The following is a 19,024-nucleotide window of genomic DNA, read 5'->3' as shown; positions in this document are numbered from 1 at the left end:
CGTTTTTGACTCGGCGACCATTTTAGGGATTGACGCCCGCAGCGGCCACCGGTTAGCGCGATTTCCGCCCCTTGACGCGAAACGGGCAACCCGAAGGCTGCCCGTTTCGTTACCGCGTGGGATGCGTCGCTTAACGGCGCAGGCCCAGACGCTGAATCAGTGACTGATAGCGCTCGAGATCCTTGCGCTTCAGGTAGTCCAGCAGCTTGCGGCGTTGGTTGACCATGCGGATCAGGCCACGACGGGAGTGGTGATCCTGCTTGTTGGTCTTGAAGTGGTCCTGCAGGCCGTCGATATTGGCGCTCAGCAGGGCTACCTGCACTTCGGGGGAACCGGTGTCGTTCTCGCCACGACCGTACTCATTGACGATTGTGGACTTCTGCTCGGCTGTCAGTGCCATCTGTCTCTCCAGTAAGCAATATGCCTGAATGATGAGTGTGTGAGACCACGCATATTTGCAGTCTCGGGCGTCTCTCCCTTCACTCGGCTGCGCTGCTCAGCAGCCGTTTCGGCGCCACCTCCTGTGTCGCTGTCACCACGCCGAGGCCTAGCAAGGCACCGTCGCAGTAGAGTCTTGCCGTCTCTTGCTCGGCCAGCTCGCCGGTCTCGACGTGGGCCGCCAGACCATGGGTCAGCCGGCTGGCCGCCGCGGCATCAACCTCGAGGCGCGGCAGATGGTCGACCAACACGTCGATCGGCAACAGTACTGCCTGACGTTCGGCCTGGCCGGGCAGGGCCTCCAGTGCGTCGAGGGTTAGCATGCCCTCGCTCGTGAAGGGGCCTGTTCCCAGGCGGCGCAGCGCGCTGATGTGCGCTCCACAGCCCAGGGCCTGGCCCATGTCCTCGGCCAGGGTCCGGATATAGGTGCCTTTGCTGACGCGCACCTCGAGTTCGAAGGCGCTGTCGGCAAGGGCAAGAAGCCGCGCATCATACACCTTCACGCGCCTCGCCGCACGCTCGATCGACTTGCCCTCACGGGCCAGTTCGTAGAGCTTGCGCCCCTGATGCTTGAGCGCCGAGTACATCGGCGGCACTTGCTCGATCTCGCCGTGGAAGCGCGCCAGCAGGCTCTCGATATCGGCCTCGACCAGCCGCGGCACCGTGTGACGCTCTACCACCTGACCTTCTGCATCGCCGCTGTCAGTGATCGCGCCGAGCTCCACCCGGGTACGGTAGACCTTGTCGGCCTGCAGCAGGTGGGCGGAGAACTTGGTCGCCTCACCAAAGCATACCGGCAACAGGCCGGTGGCCATGGGATCGAGCGTGCCTGTGTGGCCGGCCTTCCGGGCCTGGAACAGGTGCCGCGCCCGCTGCAGCGCATGATTGCTGGATAGGCCCGCGGGCTTGTCCAGCAGCAGCACGCCGTTCACCGGCAACCCGCGACGCCGCCTTGCCATCAGTCGCGCTCGTCCCGTTCTGCCGAACCATGGCCTGGCGAACCATTGCCCACCGACCCGTCTGCCGCGCTGCGGTCGTCCTTCGACGCCTCATCATGCTGGGCCTGGTCACTGGCGACGGCCTCGTCGATCAGCGACGAGAGCCGCTGGCCACGCACCACGCTCTCGTCGTAGTGGAAGCGCAGTTCCGGCACATGGCGCAGCTTGATGCGCCGGGCGATCTGGCTGCGCAGGAAACCGGCGGCCCGCTTGAGCACCGCCAGGTTCTCCTTGATGCGCTCCGGAGTCTGCTCGCCCAGCAGGGTCACGTGAACATCGGCATAGCCGAGGTCGCGACTGACCTCGACACCGCTGACCGTGACCATCCCCAGCCGCGGATCCTTGACCTCACGCTGGATGAGCTCCGCCAGCTCCTTCTGGAGCTGGTCAGCCACCCGGTCGGTACGCTTAAACTCGCGCATGGTCGACTCCTCGCTCCTTAGAGGGTCCGCTCGACCTTGACCTGATCGAAGACCTCGATCTTGTCGCCGACCTGGACATCGTTGTAGTTCTTCACGCCGATACCGCACTCCATGCCGCTGCGCACCTCCTGGACGTCGTCCTTGAAGCGGCGCAGCGACTCGAGCTCTCCCTCGTAGATCACCACGTTGTCGCGCAGCACACGGATCTTCTTGTTACGGAAGACGCTGCCCTCGACCACCATGCAGCCGGCCACGGCACCGATCTTGGGTGCGCGGAAGACGTCACGGACTTCGGCCACGCCAACGATCTCCTCCTTCCACTCGGGTGCCAGCATGCCGCTCATCGCCTGCTTGACCTCGTCGATCAGCTGGTAGATGACGCTGTAGTAGCGCAGGTCCAGGCCTTCACGTTCGATGATCTCGCGGGCCGCAGCATCGGCACGCACGTTGAAGCCGATCACGATGGCGTCACTGGCCAACGCCAGGTTGGCATCGGTACCGGTGATGCCACCCACGCCGGACGAGACCACGGCCACTTCCACCTCATCGGTGGAGAGCTCTTCGAGAGCGCCCTTGATGGCCTCCAGGGAACCCTGGACATCAGCCTTGAGCACGATATTGAGTTTGGCGGCGACTTCCTGGCCCATCTGGCTGAACATGTTCTCCAGCTTGGCCTTCTGCTGGCGCGCCAGGCGCACCTCGCGGTACTTGCCTTGACGGAAGTTGGCGACCTCGCGGGCCTTCTTCTCGTCGGCCAGCACCATGAAGTCGTCACCGGCCTCGGGAGTACCGTCCAGACCCTGGATCTCCACCGGGGTGGAAGGGCCGGCCTGGTCAACCTGCTTGCCCAGTTCGTTGGTCAGCGCGCGGACACGGCCGTAGTGCAGGCCAGCCAGCACGATGTCGCCCTTCTTCAGGGTACCGTTCTGGACCAGCACCGTGGCCACCGGGCCGCGTCCCTTGTCCAGGCGCGACTCGACCACCACGCCCTTGCCGGGCGCCTCGGGGACCGCCTTGAGTTCGAGCACTTCCGAGACCAGTTGGATGGCTTCCAGTAGCTCCTCGATGCCCTCGCCGGTGTGCGCAGAGACATGCACGAACTGAGTGTCGCCACCCCACTCCTCGGAGATCACGCCATACTGTGAGAGCTCGTTTCTGACCCGGTCCGGGTCCGCACCCGACTTGTCGATCTTGTTGACGGCCACCACCATCGGCACCTCGGCGGCCCTGGCGTGCTCGATCGCCTCGATGGTCTGTGGCATCACACCGTCATCGGCGGCCACCACCAACACCACCACGTCGGTGGCCTTGGCGCCGCGGGCACGCATGGCGGTGAACGCCGCGTGGCCTGGGGTATCCAGGAAGGTCACGCCGCCATGATCATCCTCGACATGATAGGCGCCGATGTGCTGGGTGATGCCGCCAGCTTCGCCGGTGGCCACCTTGGCCTTGCGGATGTAGTCGAGCAGTGAGGTCTTGCCGTGGTCGACGTGACCCATGACCGTGACCACCGGCGAGCGGGTGATCTCCTCGCCTTCATAGGAGATACCCTCGAGAACCTCGGTCTCCAGCGCATCGTCCTTGACCAGCTTGGGCTTGTGGCCCATCTCCTCGACCACGATGGCCGCGGTGTCCTGGTCGATGGTCTGGTTGATGGTCACCGCCGCCCCCATGGTGAACATGGCCTTGATGACCTCGTTGGCCTTGATCGACATCTTGTCGGCCAGGTCGGCAACGCTGATCGACTCAGGGATGGAGACCTCGCGGACGATTGGCTGGGTCGGCTTCTGGAAGCCATGCTTGCCACCGCCCTGGGCACCGCCACCGCGGCGACCACCGCGACGCTCGGCGCGCTTGGCCTTCTTGCCGCCACGACGCCGCTCCTCGCGATCACCGCGATCCTCTTCGTCACGCTCGCCACGGCCCTTCTTGCCGGCGCCGGCCTTGGTGGTCGCCTTCTTGACCGCGGCGCGGCGCGGCTCGGGGCGTCCCTCCTTGGGTGGAGCCGGGGGCTCCTCGGCTTCCGTGGCCGAAGTAGTGTCGAGCTCAGGCACTGGGATCTCCGGCTCGACGGCGGCCTTCTCAGCCTCGAGCTTGGCTGCCGCCTCGCGGGCGGACTCCTCGGCGGCACGCGCCTTGGCTTCCTCAGCCTCACGGGCATCCTTAGCGGCCTGGGCCTGCTGGGAATCCGCCATATCGCCGACCAGCTGGCGCGGTCCGGCGTCTTTCATCGGCTCCGGCTGAGTCTCTTCCTCGGCACGCTTGACGTAGGTGCGTTTCTTGCGCACCTGCACCTCGATGCTCTTGCCTCGCTCGCCGGTCTTGATGCGGCTGCGCGTCTTGCGCGTCAGGGTGATGCGGTTTTTCGCCCCAGCGCCGCTACCGCCATGGCTCTTGGTGAGATAGTCGAGCAACTGACGCTTGTCCTCCTCGGACACGGCATCGCTCTCAGACTTCTGACCAAGCCCGGCTTCTTTCATCTGCTCCAGCAGGCGAGGCACGTCGCGCCCCACCTTCGCTGCAAAATCCTTAACGGTCATTTCTGACATTACGACCCTCCTCAGCCCGTGACCCGTTTACTGTTCGCTCTCGAACCATGGCGCACGGGCAGTCATGATCAGTGCCGCGGCGCGCTCCTCGTCGATGCCCTCGATGTCCAGCAGGTCATCGACGGACTGCTCGGCCAGGTCCTCCATGGTGACAATGCCCCGGCTGGCCAAGATAAAGGCCAGGTGGCGCTCCATACTGTCCATCTCCAGCAGGTCGTCGGCCGGCTGGGCGCCATCGAGCGCCTCCTCGGAGGCAATGGCCAGGTTTAGCAGTTCGTCCTTGGCTCGAGAGCGCAGCTCCTCGATGAGGTCCTCGTCGAACTCTTCGATCTCCAGCATCTCCTCGACCGGCACGTAGGCGATCTCCTCCAGGGAGGTGAAGCCCTCTTCCACCAGCAGGCGCGCCACGTCTTCGTCAATGTGCAGATGCTGGATGAAACTCTCCACCAGGCTATCGATCTCCTGGTCGCGCTTGTCCTCGGCCTCTTCCTCGGTCATGACATTGAGTCGCCATCCGGTGAGCTCAGAGGCCAGGCGCACGTTCTGGCCACTGCGGCCGATAGCCTGGGCCAGGTTTTCCTGGGCCACGGCCACGTCCATCGCATGGGCCTCTTCATCAACGAGGATCGAGGCGACATCCGCCGGCGCCATGGCGTTGATCACCAGCTGGGCGGGGTTGTCGTCCCACAGCACAATGTCGACGCGCTCGTTCTGTAGCTCCGAGGAGACAGCCTGCACGCGGGAGCCGCGCATCCCCACACAGGCCCCCACCGGGTCGATACGCCGGTCATTGGTCTTAACCGCAATCTTGGCCCGCGAGCCGGGGTCGCGCGCCGCACCTTTGATCTCGATGAGCTGTTCGGCGATCTCCGGCACCTCGATGCTGAACAGCTCGATGATCAACTCCGGACAGGTGCGCGACAGGATCAGCTGGGCGCCACGCGCCTCGGGGTCGACCTTGACCAGCAGCGCGCGAACTCGCTCATTCATGCGGTAGCGCTCGCCGGGAATCATCTCGCTGCGCGGCAGGAAGGCCTCGGCATTGTCGCCCAGATCGATGATCAGGCCGTCGCGTGTCGTTTTCTTGACGATGCCGGCGACCAGCTCACCCTCGCGCTCGGCATACTGGCGGACCACCTCGGCCCGCTCCGCCTCGCGCACCTTCTGCACGATGACCTGCTTTGCCGTCTGGGCGGCGATCCGGCCGAAGGAGGCATTCTCGATGCGCTCCTCGACCACGTCACCCACTCCCAGGGGCGGATCACGACGCTGCGCATAGGAGAGCTTGATCTGGGCATCCGGCCCGTCGAAGTCATCATCATCGACCACTTCCCAGCGGCGGAATGTCTCGTAGTCACCGGTCTCGCGGTCGATATGCACGCGCACGCGGGCTTCCTCGTCCTCAAAGCGCTTGCGCGATGCACTGGCCAGGGCCGCCTCGACGGCCTCGAAGATCACCTCGCGGGGGACCCCCTTCTCGTTGGAGATCGCGTCGACGACCGCCAGAATTTCTTTACTCATGCCTTAGCCTCGCCAGTGAACCTGTCCTTATGCACCGAGCGCATCACGTAAACTGCGGGACGACCCGCGCCTGATCGATACCCTCGATGGGAAAGCAATACTCCTCGCCGCCGATCTGCAGCAGCACCTCATCGCTCTCGACCCCGGCCAGCAGCCCCTGGAACTTGCGCCGCCCGTCGAAGGGCAGGCGCAGCTTCATGGCCACCACATGGCCAGCGTAGCGTTCGAACTGCTCAAGGGTGAACAGCGGCCGGTCCATGCCTGGCGAGGAGACTTCCAGCCGATATTCGCCGGGTAGCGGATCCTCGACATCGAGTAACGCACTGACCTGACGGCTGACATCGGCGCAATCGTCAACGCTTACCCCCTCCTCGTGATCGATGTAGATCACCAGGCGGGAATGCTTACCCTGGGACAGATGGTCGATGCCCCATAGCTCGAACCCCATGGCGGAGACCACCGGTTCGATCAGCGCATGCAGCGCAGCATTGTTGATTGCCACGAGAGAAAGCTCCTACAGCCGTTGCGTCAGGCACCTGGCCGGGAGTGAAGAAGAAGAGTCAGGTGACTGATTGGTGTTACCCTGGGCAGCGCCGCCATCTCCGGCGGACAAGCTGCTAACAAAAAGCCCCTTCACAGGAAGGGGCTTTCACAAGAAACCTGTATACCACTTCGGCTCTCTGGCATGCCCCTCAAGCCTGCATGCCTGCCAGGAAGATGGTAGCGGGGACCGGATTTGAACCGATGACCTTCGGGTTATGAGCCCGACGAGCTACCAGACTGCTCCACCCCGCATCAATCTAGGCCGGTGATTCTAAGCCCGCTTGACGGCTTTGTCAAGCGGCAACACCGCATACTGCCAATTCTGCTTTGAAGTTCCGACGTTGATGTCGACTACCTCGCATATGGTGCCGAAGGCGGGACTTGAACCCGCACGGCCATAAGGCCACTACCCCCTCAAGATAGCGTGTCTACCAATTCCACCACTTCGGCATCGGGGAGACTGGATAACGGCATCAACCGCCGTTTTTCTCCAGCGTTGGCGCAGCATTATCCATATTGCCGCCAGTATCGTCAAGGGTCGGCACGGCATTCTGCTGATCGATCAGCTCGGCATCGGGAATGCCAGCCTCCGGTGACTGGCCGGCCTGGGAGGCGAAGTAAGCCAGCGTTAATGACGTGGCAAAGAAGGCCGCAGCCAGCAGTCCGGTAAACTTCGCCAGGAAGCTACCGCTGCCTCGCGAGCCGAATACAGTCTGAGACGCACCGCCCCCGAAGGCGGCACCAGCTTCAGCGCCCTTGCCCTGCTGCAGCAGGATCAGGACGACCAGGGCGATGGCGATCACCACATGGGTCATGAGAATGGCAACTTGCATGGATTCAACCTGCTGACTGACAAATGGCTAGGAAATCGTCGACCTTGAGCGAAGCACCGCCCACCAGGCCGCCATCAATATCGGGCTGGGCGAGCAGCTCGGCGGCATTATCCGCCTTCATGCTGCCGCCGTACAGCAGGCGCATGCCATCGGCGAGTGCCTGGTCATAGTGCGCCAGGCGTCTGCGGATAGCAGCATGCACCGACTGGGCCTGGTTGGGCGTGGCCGTGTGGCCGGTACCGATCGCCCAGACAGGCTCATAGGCGACCACCAGGCGGACGCGCTGGGCCTCGTCGAGATTGTCGAACACCGCCTCGAGCTGGCCCAGCACCACCGCTTCGGTCCGCTCGGCCTCACGCTCCTCGAGGGTCTCACCAACGCATAGCAACGGCGTGAGCCCCTCGGCTAGAGCCGCCTTGACGCGCGCTAGCACCGCAGCACCGTCTTCCCCGAACAGGGTACGTCGCTCCGAATGGCCGACCAACACTAGCCGAGTGTCGCACTCACGCAGCATCGCCGCGCTGACCTCACCGGTGAAGGCACCCGAGGGACGATCGCTGAGCGTCTGGGCGCCGACCGTCACCGAGTTCGCGGTGAAGGTCCGCCCCGCAGCCTCCAGAAAGGGAAAGGGCACCATCAGCGCCACCTCGACGTTGACGGGCAGGGAGACATCGGCGAAGGCCCGGCCGAATTCCTCGACCAGGGCCAGAGAGCCGTTCATCTTCCAGTTTCCGGCGATCAGCGCCATGCGCATGGGGGCTCCTCTTTCAAGGTGGTGCGAAATGGTATAGGAGGGTTCCCTTCAAGGCAACCGCGTCGAGGACGCGCCTTTCGGATCAGCCGAGCAATGCCTCGACATCTCCGGCCAAACGAGTCGCCAGGGCATCGACGTCCAGATGGGGACGTCCCTCGACCATCACGCGGATCAGCGGCTCGGTGCCCGAGGCCCGCAGCAGCACGCGCCCCTGGTCGCCGAGCTCTGCCTCCAGACGGCTCACCGCCTGCCTGAGGGAAGTCTTTTCCAGCAGCGCCTTGGCATCGCTGCCCGGGGTCAGACGCACGTTGACCAGCGCCTGGGGGGTTTTCTGCAGGCCGCTGAGCAGGCGACCCAGCGACTGCTGCTCGCGAACCATGATCGCCAGTACCTGCAGTGCCGAGACGATGCCGTCGCCGGTGGTCTGCACATGGCCGCAGACGATATGGCCCGAGGATTCGCCACCCAGTTGCCAGCCGTTGGCTCCCAGCCGCTCCATGACGTAGCGGTCACCGACCCGGGCGCGCTCAAAGGGGATATCGAGCTCCTCCATGGCAGCGGCCAGGCCAAAGTTGGACATCAGGGTCCCCACCACGCCGCCACCCAGCTCGCCCCGGGTATGGCGGTCCCGGGCGATCAAATAGAGGATGTCGTCGCCGTCGATCTCGCGACCGTCGGCATCCACCAGCAGTACCCGGTCGCCATCGCCGTCGAAGGCCACGCCCAGATCGGCCCCCTGCTGGATCACCGCCGCCCGCAGCGCGGCAGGATGAGTCGAGCCCACCTGCTGGTTGATGTTCAGGCCATCGGGAGAGGCGCCGATCAGGCTGACCTTGGCACCCAGCTCGCGGAACACGCTGGGGGCAATGTGGTAGGTCGCGCCATGGGCGCAGTCGATGACCATTTTCAGCCCATGCAGGCTGACCCGATTGGGGATGGTCGACTTGCAGAACTCGATGTAGCGGCCGGGGGCATCATCGACCCGCGTCGCCTTGCCCAGGCAATCCGGCGCCACGGTGGTCAGCGCCTCATCGAGGGCCGCCTCGATACGCGTCTCGACCGCATCTTCCAGCTTGGTGCCGGCAGCGGAAAAGAACTTGATGCCGTTGTCCTGAAAAGGATTGTGGGAGGCCGAGATGACGATGCCCACATCGGCACGGAAGGTACGTGTCAGGTAGGCGATCGCCGGGGTGGGCATGGGGCCGAGCAGCATGACGTCGACCCCAGCAGCGGAGAGACCCGCCTCCAGGGCCGACTCGAACATGTAACCTGATATCCGCGTGTCCTTGCCGATCATCACCCGGGCGCGCCCGGTATCGCGGGTCAGCACCCGGCCGGTGGCCCAGCCCAGCTTGAGCATGAAGTCGGCCGTGATGGGGGGCTCCCCCACGGTGCCGCGGATGCCATCGGTACCGAAATAGCGTCTAGTCATGCGGACTGTCTTCCTCGAGAACGGCCCAGGTCATGTTCACCGCGTCCACGTGGGGCCCCACGTCGTGGACGCGCAGGATACGGGCGCCGCGCTCCACCGCCAGGGCGGAGAGCGCCAGCCCACCGGGCAGGCGCTCCTCCACCGGGCGCCCCAGCACCTTGCCGATCATGCTCTTGCGCGACATGCCCACCAGCAGCGGCAGTCCGAGCACCGTCAGGCGGTCCAGTTGCTTGAGCAACCGCAGGTTATGCGCCACCGTCTTGGCGAAGCCGAAGCCCGGGTCGAGCAGCATGCGCTCGCGCCGCAACCCGGCCGCCTCGCAGGCCGTCACCCGCTGGGCCAGGAAGTCGGCCACCGCCTCCTCCACCGGCCGGTTATAGTGCGGGGCGTCCTGCATGTCGCCGGGCTCGCCGAGCATGTGCATCAGGCACACCGGCAGCCCACTGGCGACCGCCGCCGACAGCGCCCCCTCACGGCGCAGGTTGCGCACGTCGTTGATCATGCCGGCGCCGGCCAGGGCCGTCGCCTGTATCACCTCGGGCGTGCTGGTATCCACCGAGACCAGCGCATCGAACTCACGCACCAGGGCTTCCACCACCGGCACCACGCGGTCCAGCTCCTGCTGGACCGCGACCGGTTCGGCGCCGGGACGCGTGGACTCGCCGCCCACGTCGATGATCGCGGCCCCCTCGGCCAGCATCTGTTCGGCATGGCGCAGGGCGTCATCGGGCACCGCGTGGCGCCCGCCATCGGAGAAGGAATCGGGGGTGACATTGAGGATCCCCATGATGCGGGGAAAGGAGAGGTCGAGCCGGTGCCGGCCACATGGCAGGTGCCTCGATGCACGGATATCCATCATCTTACTGTCGGTCGAACTGCACAGGCGCCCCGCAGGGCGCCTGTGGTTGCTGGCGATCGGTCTCAGCTGCCGGCCGGACCACCCAGCGGGTCGGAAGGTCGACGCGAGGGTGTGTCGTCATCCTCGGTATCGCTGCTCGAGTCGGGGGCGGACTCGGCGTGCGGCTCGCCGCCCGAGGGCGCCCCGCTGCTCGGGTCGTCCCACCCCTCCGGGGGCCGCGGGTCGCGTCCCTCCATGATGTCATTGAGCTGTTGGGAGTCGATGGTCTCGTACTTCATCAGCGCCTCGGCCATGGCGTCGAGCTTGTCGCGGTTCTCCTCGAGGATCTTCTTGGCCTGCTCGTAGCAGCCATCGATGATCTTGCGCACCTCCTTGTCAAGCTTGGAAGTGGTCTCACCGGACTTGAGCTTGCCACCCTGCCCGGGGCCGCCGAGAAACTGGTGGGACTCGTCCTCGTCGTACATGATCGGCCCCATCTCCTCGGAGAGGCCCCACTTGGCGACCATATTGTGCGCCAGCTCGGTGGCCCGCTTGATGTCATTGGAGGCACCGGTGGTGACACCGTTCGGCCCCAGCGTCATCTCCTCGGCGATGCGGCCACCGAACAACGAACAGATCTGACTGATAATCTGCTGGCGGGAGAGGCTGTAGCGATCCTCTTCTGGCAGGAACATGGTCACGCCCAGCGCTCGACCGCGGGGGATGATGGTCACCTTGTAGACCGGGTCATGTTCCGGCATCACCAGGCCGATGATGGCGTGGCCCGACTCGTGGTAGGCGGTGTTGAGCTTCTCCTTGTCGGTCATGACCATGGACTTGCGCTCGGCGCCCATCATGATCTTGTCCTTGGCCATGTCGAGCTCTTCCATGCTCACCAGGCGCTTGTTGCGCCGCGCGGCGAACAGCGCGGCCTCGTTGACCAGGTTGGCCAGGTCAGCACCCGAGAAGCCAGGAGTTCCGCGGGCGATCAGCGACGGCTTGACGTCATCGGCCAGCGGCACCTTGCGCAGGTGTACATTGAGGATATGCTCGCGGCCACGGATATCCGGCAGCGGCACCACCACCTGGCGGTCGAAGCGGCCGGGGCGCAGCAGCGCCGGGTCGAGCACGTCGGGCCGGTTGGTGGCGGCGATCACGATGATGCCCTCGTTGGGCTCGAAGCCATCCATCTCGACCAGCAGCTGGTTGAGGGTCTGCTCGCGCTCGTCGTTACCGCCGCCCATGCCGGCGCCGCGCGAGCGGCCCACGGCATCGATCTCGTCGATGAAGATGATGCAGGGCGCCTGCTTCTTCGCCTGCTCGAACATGTCACGTACACGGGAGGCACCCACACCGACGAACATCTCGACGAAGTCGGAGCCGGAAATCGAGAAGAACGGCACCTTGGCCTCCCCGGCGATCGACTTGGCGAGCAGCGTCTTGCCGGTACCCGGCGGGCCGACCATCAGCACGCCGCGGGGAATGGTGCCGCCCAGTCGCTGGAACTTGGTAGGATCGCGCAGGAAGTCGACCAGCTCCTCAACCTCCTCCTTGGCCTCGTCGCAGCCGGCGACATCGGCGAAGGTGGTCTTGATCTGGTCCTGGGAGAGCAGCTTGGCCTTGGACTTGCCGAAGCTCATCGGGCCACCTTTACCGGCGCCGCCACCCTGCATCTGGCGCATGAAGAACATGAAGATGGCAAGGATCAGCAGGATCGGGAAGCTGGCGATTAACAGCCGCATCCACAGGCTCTGCTGCTCGGGCGCCTTGCCCACCACAGTGACGTTGTGAGACAGCAAGTCATCTATCAGCTTGGGATCCTCCGCTGCCGGACGGATGGTCCGGAACGCAGAGCCGTCGTTGCGCTCACCGGTGATGGTGTAGCCATCGATGGTCACGCTGCGGATTTGCTCGTTCTGAACCTGCTGGACAAACTGGGAATAGCTCATCGCCTGGGGTGAACTGTCGACGCTGAAATTGTTGAACACCGTCAGCAGCACTGCCGCGATGACCAACCACAGAATCAGGTTCTTCGCCATATCATTCAAGGGACTACCCTCATTGCAAGAATCTGTCGGCCGAAAATGCCTGGTTCTTCGACACTACATGAGTGGCACATGTTCAGCCAGCCTGCGACCAAAGCGGCAAGCAAGCGGCAGTAGTGTGACACGAGATACTGTGACACAGTCACCGCCTCCTGTCCGGCAATCAGCCTGTTAGGCGCGGCCTATCGCGACCGCCTTCCGTGTGCGGCCGAGGATGTGCCTCAGCCACGAAACCCTTCCGCCAGTAGGTAGACCTCGCGGGAGCGCGCTCGGGAAGCCTCCGGCTTGCGTGTCACCACACGAGTGAAACTGCCCCGCAACTCCGTAAGAAACGCATCGAACCCTTCGCCCTGGAACACCTTAGCCAGGAAGGTGCCCCCGGGGGTGAGCGTCCGGCGCGCCAGATCCAGCGCCAGCTCCACCAAATACATCGCCTGGGGTTGGTCGATGGCTGCCATCCCGCTCATGTTGGGGGCCATATCCGACATTACAAGATCCACCAGCCGTTCGCCGAGCGCGGCGAGGATTTCCTCAAGCACGCTCTCCTCGGTGAAGTCGCCTTGGATGAAGTCGACATCCGCCAGGGCATCCATCTCGAGGATGTCGGAGGCGATCACCAGTCCCTCGGCGCCGACCTTCTCAGCGGCCACCTGACTCCAGCCGCCGGGGGCGGCACCCAGGTCGATCACCGTCATCCCGCGCCGCAGCAAGCGGTCCTTATCATTTAGCGCCAGCAACTTGTAGCTGGCTCGGCTACGGTAGCCGTCCTGCCAGCGCTGCTGCACGAAGCGGTCGTCGAAGTGCTCCTTCAGCCAGCCCTTGCTGGTCTTGCTGGTCGGCGGCTTGCTGGTAGCGCCCTTGGAGCGGGAAGCGTTGGAACGTGCCACGGCATCACCTGTGAATAACCATGAATGACAGGCACTCGAGCGGATTCTGGGAAGACCTGACGGGGGTGCGACGAGATGCTGAGCTGCGAAAACGGTCGAAGGAAACAGGCATGGACACGGCAGCGAGCTTTCGCCACGTGGCGTTTCGCCGTACCATGTGCGCTGCGCGCTAACCGGGAAGAAACAAGATACCATGAGCTTGTCACAGGCACAAAAGAAAGCATTCCGCAGCATTGGTCACCACCTCGACCCCGTGGTCACCGTTTCCGAGAACGGGGCTTCCGAGGGTGTGCTGGCCGAGCTAGATCGCGCCCTAGGCGAACATGAGCTCATCAAGGTCAAGCTCGCCCTGCCCGACCGCGACGACCGCGCCGCCATGCTCGACGAGCTGCTCGCGGCCAGCCGTGCCGAGCTAGTCCAGAAGATCGGCAAGATGGCCCTGCTCTATCGGCACAACCCTCGGGCCAACCCCAAGCTCTCCAGCATCACGCGTTTCGAGAACCACCACGGGCGGCACTGAGCCACCGCGCTTCGCGCGAGCTGTAAGCCATAAGCGTTAAACTATAAGAAAACACCCCCAGGGCGCTACCTTGGGGGGGGTTTTTGGGTTCTGACTTACAGCTTACGGCTTCAAGCTTACCGCTGGGGTTACAGATGCTCCACGCTGGAGATCTCGTACTCGACCTCGCCGCCGGGGGTGCGCACCACCACCACGTCACCCTCCTCCTTGCCGATCAGGGCGCGGGCGATGGGCGAGGTCACCGAGATGCGACCAGCCTTGATGTCTGCCTCGTCTTCGCCAACGATGCGGTAGGTCACCTCCTCGTCGGTCTCCAGGTTGATCAGTCCCACGGTCACGCCGAAGATCACCTTGCCTGTCTGGGGCAGCTTCTTGACGTCGATCACCTGGGCATTGGAGAGCTTGCCCTCGATCTCCTGGATGCGCCCCTCAATGAAGCCCTGCTGCTCGCGGGCCGCATGGTACTCGGCGTTCTCCTTCAGGTCGCCGTGCTCGCGAGCCTCGGCAATGGCGGCAATCACCCTGGGCCGCGCCTCGCCCTTGAGCTCCTCGAGCTCCTTACGAAGTCGCTTCTCACCGGCGACGGTCATCGGGACCTTGTTCATTGTGTCGCTCCTGCATGCAGTTCCTGTAGCCGCCGCACGGTAATGGCATTGCCGTACTCAAGTGCCATGCAAACGGCACTGGCCCCTGCCAGGGTGGTGGCATAGGGTACCTTGTGGGCGAGGGCGGTGCGGCGGATCACCGAGGAGTCGTTGATGGCCTGGCGGCCCTCGGTGGTGTTGACGATATAGGCGACCTCGTCGTTCTTGAGCAGATCGACGATATGCGGACGGCCCTCATAGACCTTGTTGACGACCTCCACCGCCAGGTCGGCCGCCTCGAGGGCTACCGCCGTGCCGCGGGTCGCGCATAGAGTAAAGCCCAAGGTTAGCAGAGAACGCGCCACCTCGATAACTCCCGTCTTGTCCGGATCACGCACCGAGAGGAACGCCTTGCGCTCACCCTCGAGAGGCGGGATCGCCTCGCCGGCGCCGAGCTGGGCCTTGTAGAAGGCTTCGGCAAAGGTATCACCACTGCCCATCACCTCGCCGGTGGATTTCATCTCCGGCGAGAGGATCGGATCGACCCCCGGGAACTTGTTGAACGGGAAGACCGCCTCCTTGACGCTGAAGAAGTGTGGCACGATCTCGCGCTGGAAGCCCTGGTCGGCGAGGGTGGTGCCGGCCATGCAGCGCGCGGCGACCTGGGCCAGCGAGGTGCCGATGCACTTGGAAACGAAGGGCACGGTACGCGAGGCGCGCGGGTTGACCTCGATGACGTAGATCTCGCCGTCCTGCCAGGCCAGCTGCACGTTCATCAGGCCCTTGACGCCGAGCTCCACGGCCATCTGCCGGACCTGCTCGCGCATCGCGTCCTGCACCTCGGCGGGCAGCGAGTAGGGCGGCAATGCACAGGCGGAGTCGCCGGAGTGTACGCCGGCCTGCTCGATGTGCTGCATGATGCCGCCGATCACTACTTCACGGCCGTCGCTGACCGCATCGATGTCGATCTCGATCGCGGCGTTGAGGAAGTGGTCGAGCAGCACTGGCGAGTCGTTGGAGACCTTGACCGCGTGGGTCATGTAGTTCTCAAGCTCAGAGGCGTCGTAGACGATCTCCATGGCGCGCCCGCCCAGCACGTAGCTGGGGCGCACCACCAGCGGGTAGCCGATCGCCTCGGCTTTGGCGAAGGCCTCCTCGAAGCTGCGCGCGGTGGCGTTGGGCGGCTGCTTGAGGCCCAGCTTGTCGATCATCTGCTGGAAGCGCTCGCGGTCCTCGGCACGGTCGATGGCATCCGGGGTGGTGCCGATGATCGGCACGCCGGCGGCCTCGAGCTCGCGGGCCAGCTTGAGCGGGGTCTGGCCGCCGAACTGCACGATCACCCCGACCGGCTGCTCCTTGTCGGCGATCTCCAGTACGTCCTCCAGGGTCACCGGCTCGAAGTAGAGGCGGTCGCTGGTGTCGTAGTCGGTGGAGACGGTCTCCGGATTGCAGTTGACCATGATGGTCTCATAGCCATCGTCATGCATGGCGAAGGCGGCGTGGACGCAGCAGTAGTCGAACTCGATGCCCTGCCCGATGCGGTTGGGCCCACCGCCCAGCACCATGATCTTCTGACGGTCGGTAACCGCAGCTTCGCACTCCTGCTCGTAGGTGGAGTACAGGTAGGCGGTGTCGGAGGCGAACTCGGCGGCACAGGTGTCGACCCGCTTATAGACCGGGCGGATGCCTGCCTCGTGACGGGTATGGCGGAACTCATTTTCGGCGACCCCCAGCAGGCTCGCCAGGCGGGCATCGCTGAAGCCCTTGCGCTTGAGGGCGAACAGGTCGCGGGGGGCGAGTTCGGAGAGCGAGCGCGTCATCAGGGCCTGCTCGGCAATCACCAGATCCTCGATCTGTACCAGGAACCAGCGGTCGATGTGGGTCAGCGCGAAGATCTCATCGACGCTCATTCCGGCGCGCATGGCGTCGGCCACGAAGAAGATGCGCTCGGCGCCGGCGGCCTGCAGTTCGCCCTTGATGTGCGCCATGGCCTCGTCGGGGAACTCCCCGGGCTTGAACTCGGAAAACTTGGAGTCGAGTCCGTCATTGCCGGTCTCCAGGCCGCGCAACGCCTTGTGCAGCGACTCCTGGAAGGTACGCCCGATAGCCATCACCTCACCCACCGATTTCATCTGGGTGGTCAGGCGGTCATTGGCCTGGGGGAACTTCTCGAAGGTAAAGCGCGGGATCTTAGTGACGACATAATCGATGGCGGGCTCGAAGGAGGCCGGGGTGCGCCCGCCGGTGATATCGTTGGAGAGCTCATCCAGGGTATAGCCCACCGCCAGCTTGGCGGCGATCTTGGCGATCGGGAAGCCAGTGGCCTTGGAGGCCAGCGCCGAGGAGCGCGACACCCGTGGGTTCATCTCGATGACCACCATGCGCCCGGTGTCGGGGTCGACGCCGAACTGCACGTTGGAGCCACCGGTCTCGACGCCGATCTCGCGCAGCACCGCCAGCGAGGCGTCGCGCATGATCTGGTATTCCTTGTCGGTCAGCGTCTGAGCCGGGGCCACGGTGATGGAATCGCCGGTGTGTATGCCCATGGGGTCGACGTTCTCGATCGCACAGACGATGATGCAGTTGTCGTGCTTGTCACGCACGACCTCCATCTCGTACTCCTTCCAGCCCAGCAGCGACTCGTCGATCAGCAGCTCGTGGTTGCTGGAGAGCTCGAAGCCGCGAGTGCATATCTCCTCGAACTCCTCTTTGTTGTAGGCCACGCCGCCACCGGAGCCGCCCATGGTGTAGGAGGGACGGATGATCACCGGGAAGCCCAGCGAGCCCTGGATACGCCACGCCTCCTCCATACTGTGCGCCACCTCGGCCTTGGGGCACTCCAGGCCGATGCGCTTCATGGCCTGGTCGAAGAGGTCGCGATCCTCGGCCTTGTTGATGGCATCGGCGTTGGCGCCGATCATCTCCACGCCGTACTTCGCAAGCACACCGTGCTTGTCCAGGTCCAGGGCGCAGTTGAGCGCGGTCTGGCCGCCCATGGTGGGCAGCACGGCATCCGGGCGCTCGGCCTCGATGATCTTCTCCACCGCCTGCCAGGTGATCGGCTCGATGTAGGTAGCGTCGGCCATCACCGGGTCGGTCATGATGGTCGCCGGGTTGGAGTTGACCAGGATGACCCGGTAGCCCTCCTCGCGCAGTGCCTTGCAGGCTTGGGCGCCGGAGTAGTCGAATTCGCAGGCCTGGCCGATGACGATGGGGCCAGCACCTATGATCAGGATGCTGTGGATATCGGTACGCTTGGGCATGACGGTTCCCGCGGCTAATCGATGAATGACGGTCTGATGGAGAACGATTCGCGCCTAGCGGCGTTCCTTCATCATGGTGACGAAGCGGTCGAACAGCGGCGACACGTCGCGCGGCCCGGGGCTGGCCTCGGGGTGGCCCTGGAAGCTGAAGGCTGGGCGGTCGGTACGCTCGATGCCTTGCAGGGTGCCATCGAAGAGCGAGCGGTGGGTGGCCCGCAGGTTGGCCGGTAGGCTCGCCTCGTCGGCGGCGAAGCCGTGGTTCTGGCTGGTGATCATCACCCGGCCGCTGTCGAGCTCCTGCACCGGATGGTTAGCGCCGTGGTGGCCGTGGTTCATCTTCACCGTCCTGGCCCCGCTGGCCAGCGCTAGCAGCTGGTGGCCCAGGCAGATGCCGAACAGCGGGATCCCGGTCTCGAGGAGCTCTTGGATCGCCTTGATGGCGTAGTCGCAGGGCTCGGGGTCGCCGGGGCCGTTGGCCAGGAAGATGCCATCGGGGGCCAAGGCCAGCACCTCGGCGGCCGGGGTCTGGGCCGGCACCACGGTGAGCCGGCAGCCGCGGGAGGCGAGCATGCGCAGAATGTTGCGCTTCACTCCGTAGTCGTAGGCGACGACGTGGTAGGGGCGCTCCACCTTTCCATCAGAGTCGGCCGCATCGGCGTAGCCCTTGCCCAGCGCCCACTCGCCTTCGCTCCACTCGTACGATGTCTGGCAGGAGACCACCTTGGCCAGATCCATGCCCCTCAGCCCCGGGAAGTCCCGGGCCACGGCCAGGGCCCGCTCGACGGCGTCGTCACTTTCGGCATCAGAGCCGGCCAGGATCGCGCCATTCTGGGCGCCCTTGTCACGCAGGAGGCGAGTCAGACGGCGGGTATCGATGTCGGCGATGCCCAGCACGTTCTGGCCCTTGAGGTAATCGGAGAGCGTCTGTTCGCTACGAAAACTGCTGGCCAGCAGGGGGAGGTCACGGATCACCAGGCCGGCGGCGGCGATGGCACCGGACTCGACGTCCTCGGCGTTGACGCCGGTATTGCCGATATGCGGATAGGTGAGGGTGACGATCTGACGGGTGTAGGAGGGGTCGGTCAGGATTTCCTGGTAACCGGTCATGGCCGTATTGAACACCACCTCACCGCTGGTTTGTCCATCGGCACCGATGGCCGTGCCATGGAATACACTGCCGTCTTCCAGGGCCAGTATCGCGGGTCTGTTCAATGCAACGTCCTCCAAAGTGTAAGAGACCTGGCTCGTCCTGGCCTGGCGCGCCCTCCCTGGCCAAGCCCCGGGGCTCGTCAACGGATGCCAAGCCCGCGGATGGCCGCCCCGCGGATGGCCGCCCCGCAAAAAAGCGGGACGAAACCCGCTGTAAGACCGGTTTCATCCCGCTTGTTGTCATTCGC

The 19,024-nt window shown here is 64.6% G+C and carries 16 protein-coding genes and 2 tRNA genes; 1 reads left to right on the top strand and 17 read right to left on the bottom strand.

Annotated features, from left to right (window positions below):
- Nucleotides 1-130 precede the first annotated feature (130 nt).
- From rpsO to rlmE, 14 genes are all read right to left on the bottom strand, one after another.
- Complete coding sequence (gene rpsO / locus DFO68_RS03020; protein ID WP_133481892.1) at nucleotides 131-400, bottom strand: 30S ribosomal protein S15; 270 nt, start codon at nucleotides 398-400, stop codon at nucleotides 131-133.
- A gap of 79 nt (nucleotides 401-479) precedes the next feature.
- On the bottom strand, nucleotides 480-1,397 hold the full coding sequence (truB, locus tag DFO68_RS03015; RefSeq protein ID WP_133481890.1) for a tRNA pseudouridine(55) synthase TruB: 918 nt from the start codon (nucleotides 1,395-1,397) through the stop codon (nucleotides 480-482).
- Entirely contained in the window at nucleotides 1,397-1,858 is a 462-nt protein-coding gene (rbfA, locus tag DFO68_RS03010; protein ID WP_133481888.1) for a 30S ribosome-binding factor RbfA, read from the bottom strand. The genes truB and rbfA overlap by 1 nt, the downstream gene beginning before the upstream one ends.
- 17 nt (nucleotides 1,859-1,875) lie before the next feature.
- Complete coding sequence (infB, locus tag DFO68_RS03005; RefSeq protein WP_133481886.1) at nucleotides 1,876-4,407, bottom strand: translation initiation factor IF-2; 2,532 nt, start codon at nucleotides 4,405-4,407, stop codon at nucleotides 1,876-1,878.
- A 27-nt stretch (nucleotides 4,408-4,434) separates the two neighbouring features.
- Nucleotides 4,435-5,928: a transcription termination factor NusA gene (nusA, locus tag DFO68_RS03000; RefSeq protein ID WP_133481884.1), complete on the bottom strand. Its 1,494-nt coding sequence runs from the start codon at nucleotides 5,926-5,928 to the stop codon at nucleotides 4,435-4,437.
- A gap of 43 nt (nucleotides 5,929-5,971) precedes the next feature.
- Complete coding sequence (gene rimP / locus DFO68_RS02995; RefSeq protein ID WP_133481882.1) at nucleotides 5,972-6,430, bottom strand: ribosome maturation factor RimP; 459 nt, start codon at nucleotides 6,428-6,430, stop codon at nucleotides 5,972-5,974.
- A 216-nt stretch (nucleotides 6,431-6,646) separates the two neighbouring features.
- Nucleotides 6,647-6,723: transfer RNA gene (locus DFO68_RS02990), tRNA-Met, on the bottom strand.
- Between the two features lie 111 nt (nucleotides 6,724-6,834).
- A tRNA-Leu gene (locus DFO68_RS02985) sits at nucleotides 6,835-6,921 on the bottom strand.
- A 23-nt stretch (nucleotides 6,922-6,944) separates the two neighbouring features.
- Entirely contained in the window at nucleotides 6,945-7,304 is a 360-nt protein-coding gene (secG, locus tag DFO68_RS02980) for a preprotein translocase subunit SecG (protein WP_133481881.1), read from the bottom strand.
- A 4-nt stretch (nucleotides 7,305-7,308) separates the two neighbouring features.
- The gene (gene tpiA, locus DFO68_RS02975; protein ID WP_133481879.1) at nucleotides 7,309-8,058 is read right to left on the bottom strand and encodes a triose-phosphate isomerase; all 750 of its coding nucleotides are present in this window, start codon (nucleotides 8,056-8,058) and stop codon (nucleotides 7,309-7,311) included.
- Nucleotides 8,059-8,140: 82 nt separating this feature from the next.
- Nucleotides 8,141-9,490, bottom strand: a complete 1,350-nt coding sequence (gene glmM, locus DFO68_RS02970) for a phosphoglucosamine mutase (protein ID WP_133481877.1) — start codon at nucleotides 9,488-9,490, stop codon at nucleotides 8,141-8,143.
- Nucleotides 9,483-10,349, bottom strand: coding sequence for a dihydropteroate synthase (gene folP / locus DFO68_RS02965; protein ID WP_373190903.1), 867 nt, complete (start codon nucleotides 10,347-10,349; stop codon nucleotides 9,483-9,485). The genes glmM and folP overlap by 8 nt, the downstream gene beginning before the upstream one ends.
- Nucleotides 10,350-10,411: 62 nt before the next feature.
- Entirely contained in the window at nucleotides 10,412-12,376 is a 1,965-nt protein-coding gene (ftsH, locus tag DFO68_RS02960) for an ATP-dependent zinc metalloprotease FtsH (RefSeq protein ID WP_133481875.1), read from the bottom strand.
- 218 nt (nucleotides 12,377-12,594) lie between these two features.
- Nucleotides 12,595-13,260, bottom strand: a complete 666-nt coding sequence (rlmE, locus tag DFO68_RS02955; RefSeq protein WP_133481873.1) for a 23S rRNA (uridine(2552)-2'-O)-methyltransferase RlmE — start codon at nucleotides 13,258-13,260, stop codon at nucleotides 12,595-12,597.
- A 193-nt stretch (nucleotides 13,261-13,453) separates the two neighbouring features.
- On the opposite strand from rlmE, the gene yhbY reads away from it, so the two are divergent.
- Nucleotides 13,454-13,780, top strand: a complete 327-nt coding sequence (yhbY, locus tag DFO68_RS02950; protein WP_133481871.1) for a ribosome assembly RNA-binding protein YhbY — start codon at nucleotides 13,454-13,456, stop codon at nucleotides 13,778-13,780.
- A gap of 128 nt (nucleotides 13,781-13,908) precedes the next feature.
- Here the strand turns inward: yhbY and greA are convergent, their stop codons facing one another.
- Genes greA through carA form a run of 3 tightly spaced genes read right to left on the bottom strand, consistent with a single transcriptional unit; the run spans nucleotide 13,909 to nucleotide 18,839 of the window.
- Complete coding sequence (greA, locus tag DFO68_RS02945; protein WP_133481868.1) at nucleotides 13,909-14,385, bottom strand: transcription elongation factor GreA; 477 nt, start codon at nucleotides 14,383-14,385, stop codon at nucleotides 13,909-13,911.
- Entirely contained in the window at nucleotides 14,382-17,627 is a 3,246-nt protein-coding gene (carB, locus tag DFO68_RS02940) for a carbamoyl-phosphate synthase large subunit (protein WP_133481866.1), read from the bottom strand. The genes greA and carB overlap by 4 nt, the downstream gene beginning before the upstream one ends.
- 54 nt (nucleotides 17,628-17,681) lie before the next feature.
- On the bottom strand, nucleotides 17,682-18,839 hold the full coding sequence (carA, locus tag DFO68_RS02935) for a glutamine-hydrolyzing carbamoyl-phosphate synthase small subunit (protein WP_208107348.1): 1,158 nt from the start codon (nucleotides 18,837-18,839) through the stop codon (nucleotides 17,682-17,684).
- Nucleotides 18,840-19,024: the final 185 nt, after the last annotated feature.

Origin of the sequence: Halomonas ventosae, from assembly GCF_004361885.1 — a bacterium.
GTDB classification, from domain to species: Bacteria; Pseudomonadota; Gammaproteobacteria; order Pseudomonadales; family Halomonadaceae; genus Halomonas; species Halomonas ventosae_C.
Note: the sequence above shows the minus strand (reverse complement) of the source record. Positions and strands in the feature narration are given on the sequence as shown.

Coding starts and splice junctions, on each gene's coding strand:
- carB (WP_133481866.1), bottom strand. CDS start 17,627: ATGCCCAAGCGTACCGATATCCACAGCATCCTGATCATAGGTGCTGGC.
- infB (WP_133481886.1), bottom strand. CDS start 4,407: ATGTCAGAAATGACCGTTAAGGATTTTGCAGCGAAGGTGGGGCGCGAC.
- nusA (WP_133481884.1), bottom strand. CDS start 5,928: ATGAGTAAAGAAATTCTGGCGGTCGTCGACGCGATCTCCAACGAGAAG.
- glmM (WP_133481877.1), bottom strand. CDS start 9,490: ATGACTAGACGCTATTTCGGTACCGATGGCATCCGCGGCACCGTGGGG.
- yhbY (WP_133481871.1), top strand. CDS start 13,454: ATGAGCTTGTCACAGGCACAAAAGAAAGCATTCCGCAGCATTGGTCAC.
- folP (WP_373190903.1), bottom strand. CDS start 10,349: ATGATGGATATCCGTGCATCGAGGCACCTGCCATGTGGCCGGCACCGG.
- rbfA (WP_133481888.1), bottom strand. CDS start 1,858: ATGCGCGAGTTTAAGCGTACCGACCGGGTGGCTGACCAGCTCCAGAAG.
- greA (WP_133481868.1), bottom strand. CDS start 14,385: ATGAACAAGGTCCCGATGACCGTCGCCGGTGAGAAGCGACTTCGTAAG.
- tpiA (WP_133481879.1), bottom strand. CDS start 8,058: ATGCGCATGGCGCTGATCGCCGGAAACTGGAAGATGAACGGCTCTCTG.
- secG (WP_133481881.1), bottom strand. CDS start 7,304: ATGCAAGTTGCCATTCTCATGACCCATGTGGTGATCGCCATCGCCCTG.
- truB (WP_133481890.1), bottom strand. CDS start 1,397: ATGGCAAGGCGGCGTCGCGGGTTGCCGGTGAACGGCGTGCTGCTGCTG.
- rpsO (WP_133481892.1), bottom strand. CDS start 400: ATGGCACTGACAGCCGAGCAGAAGTCCACAATCGTCAATGAGTACGGT.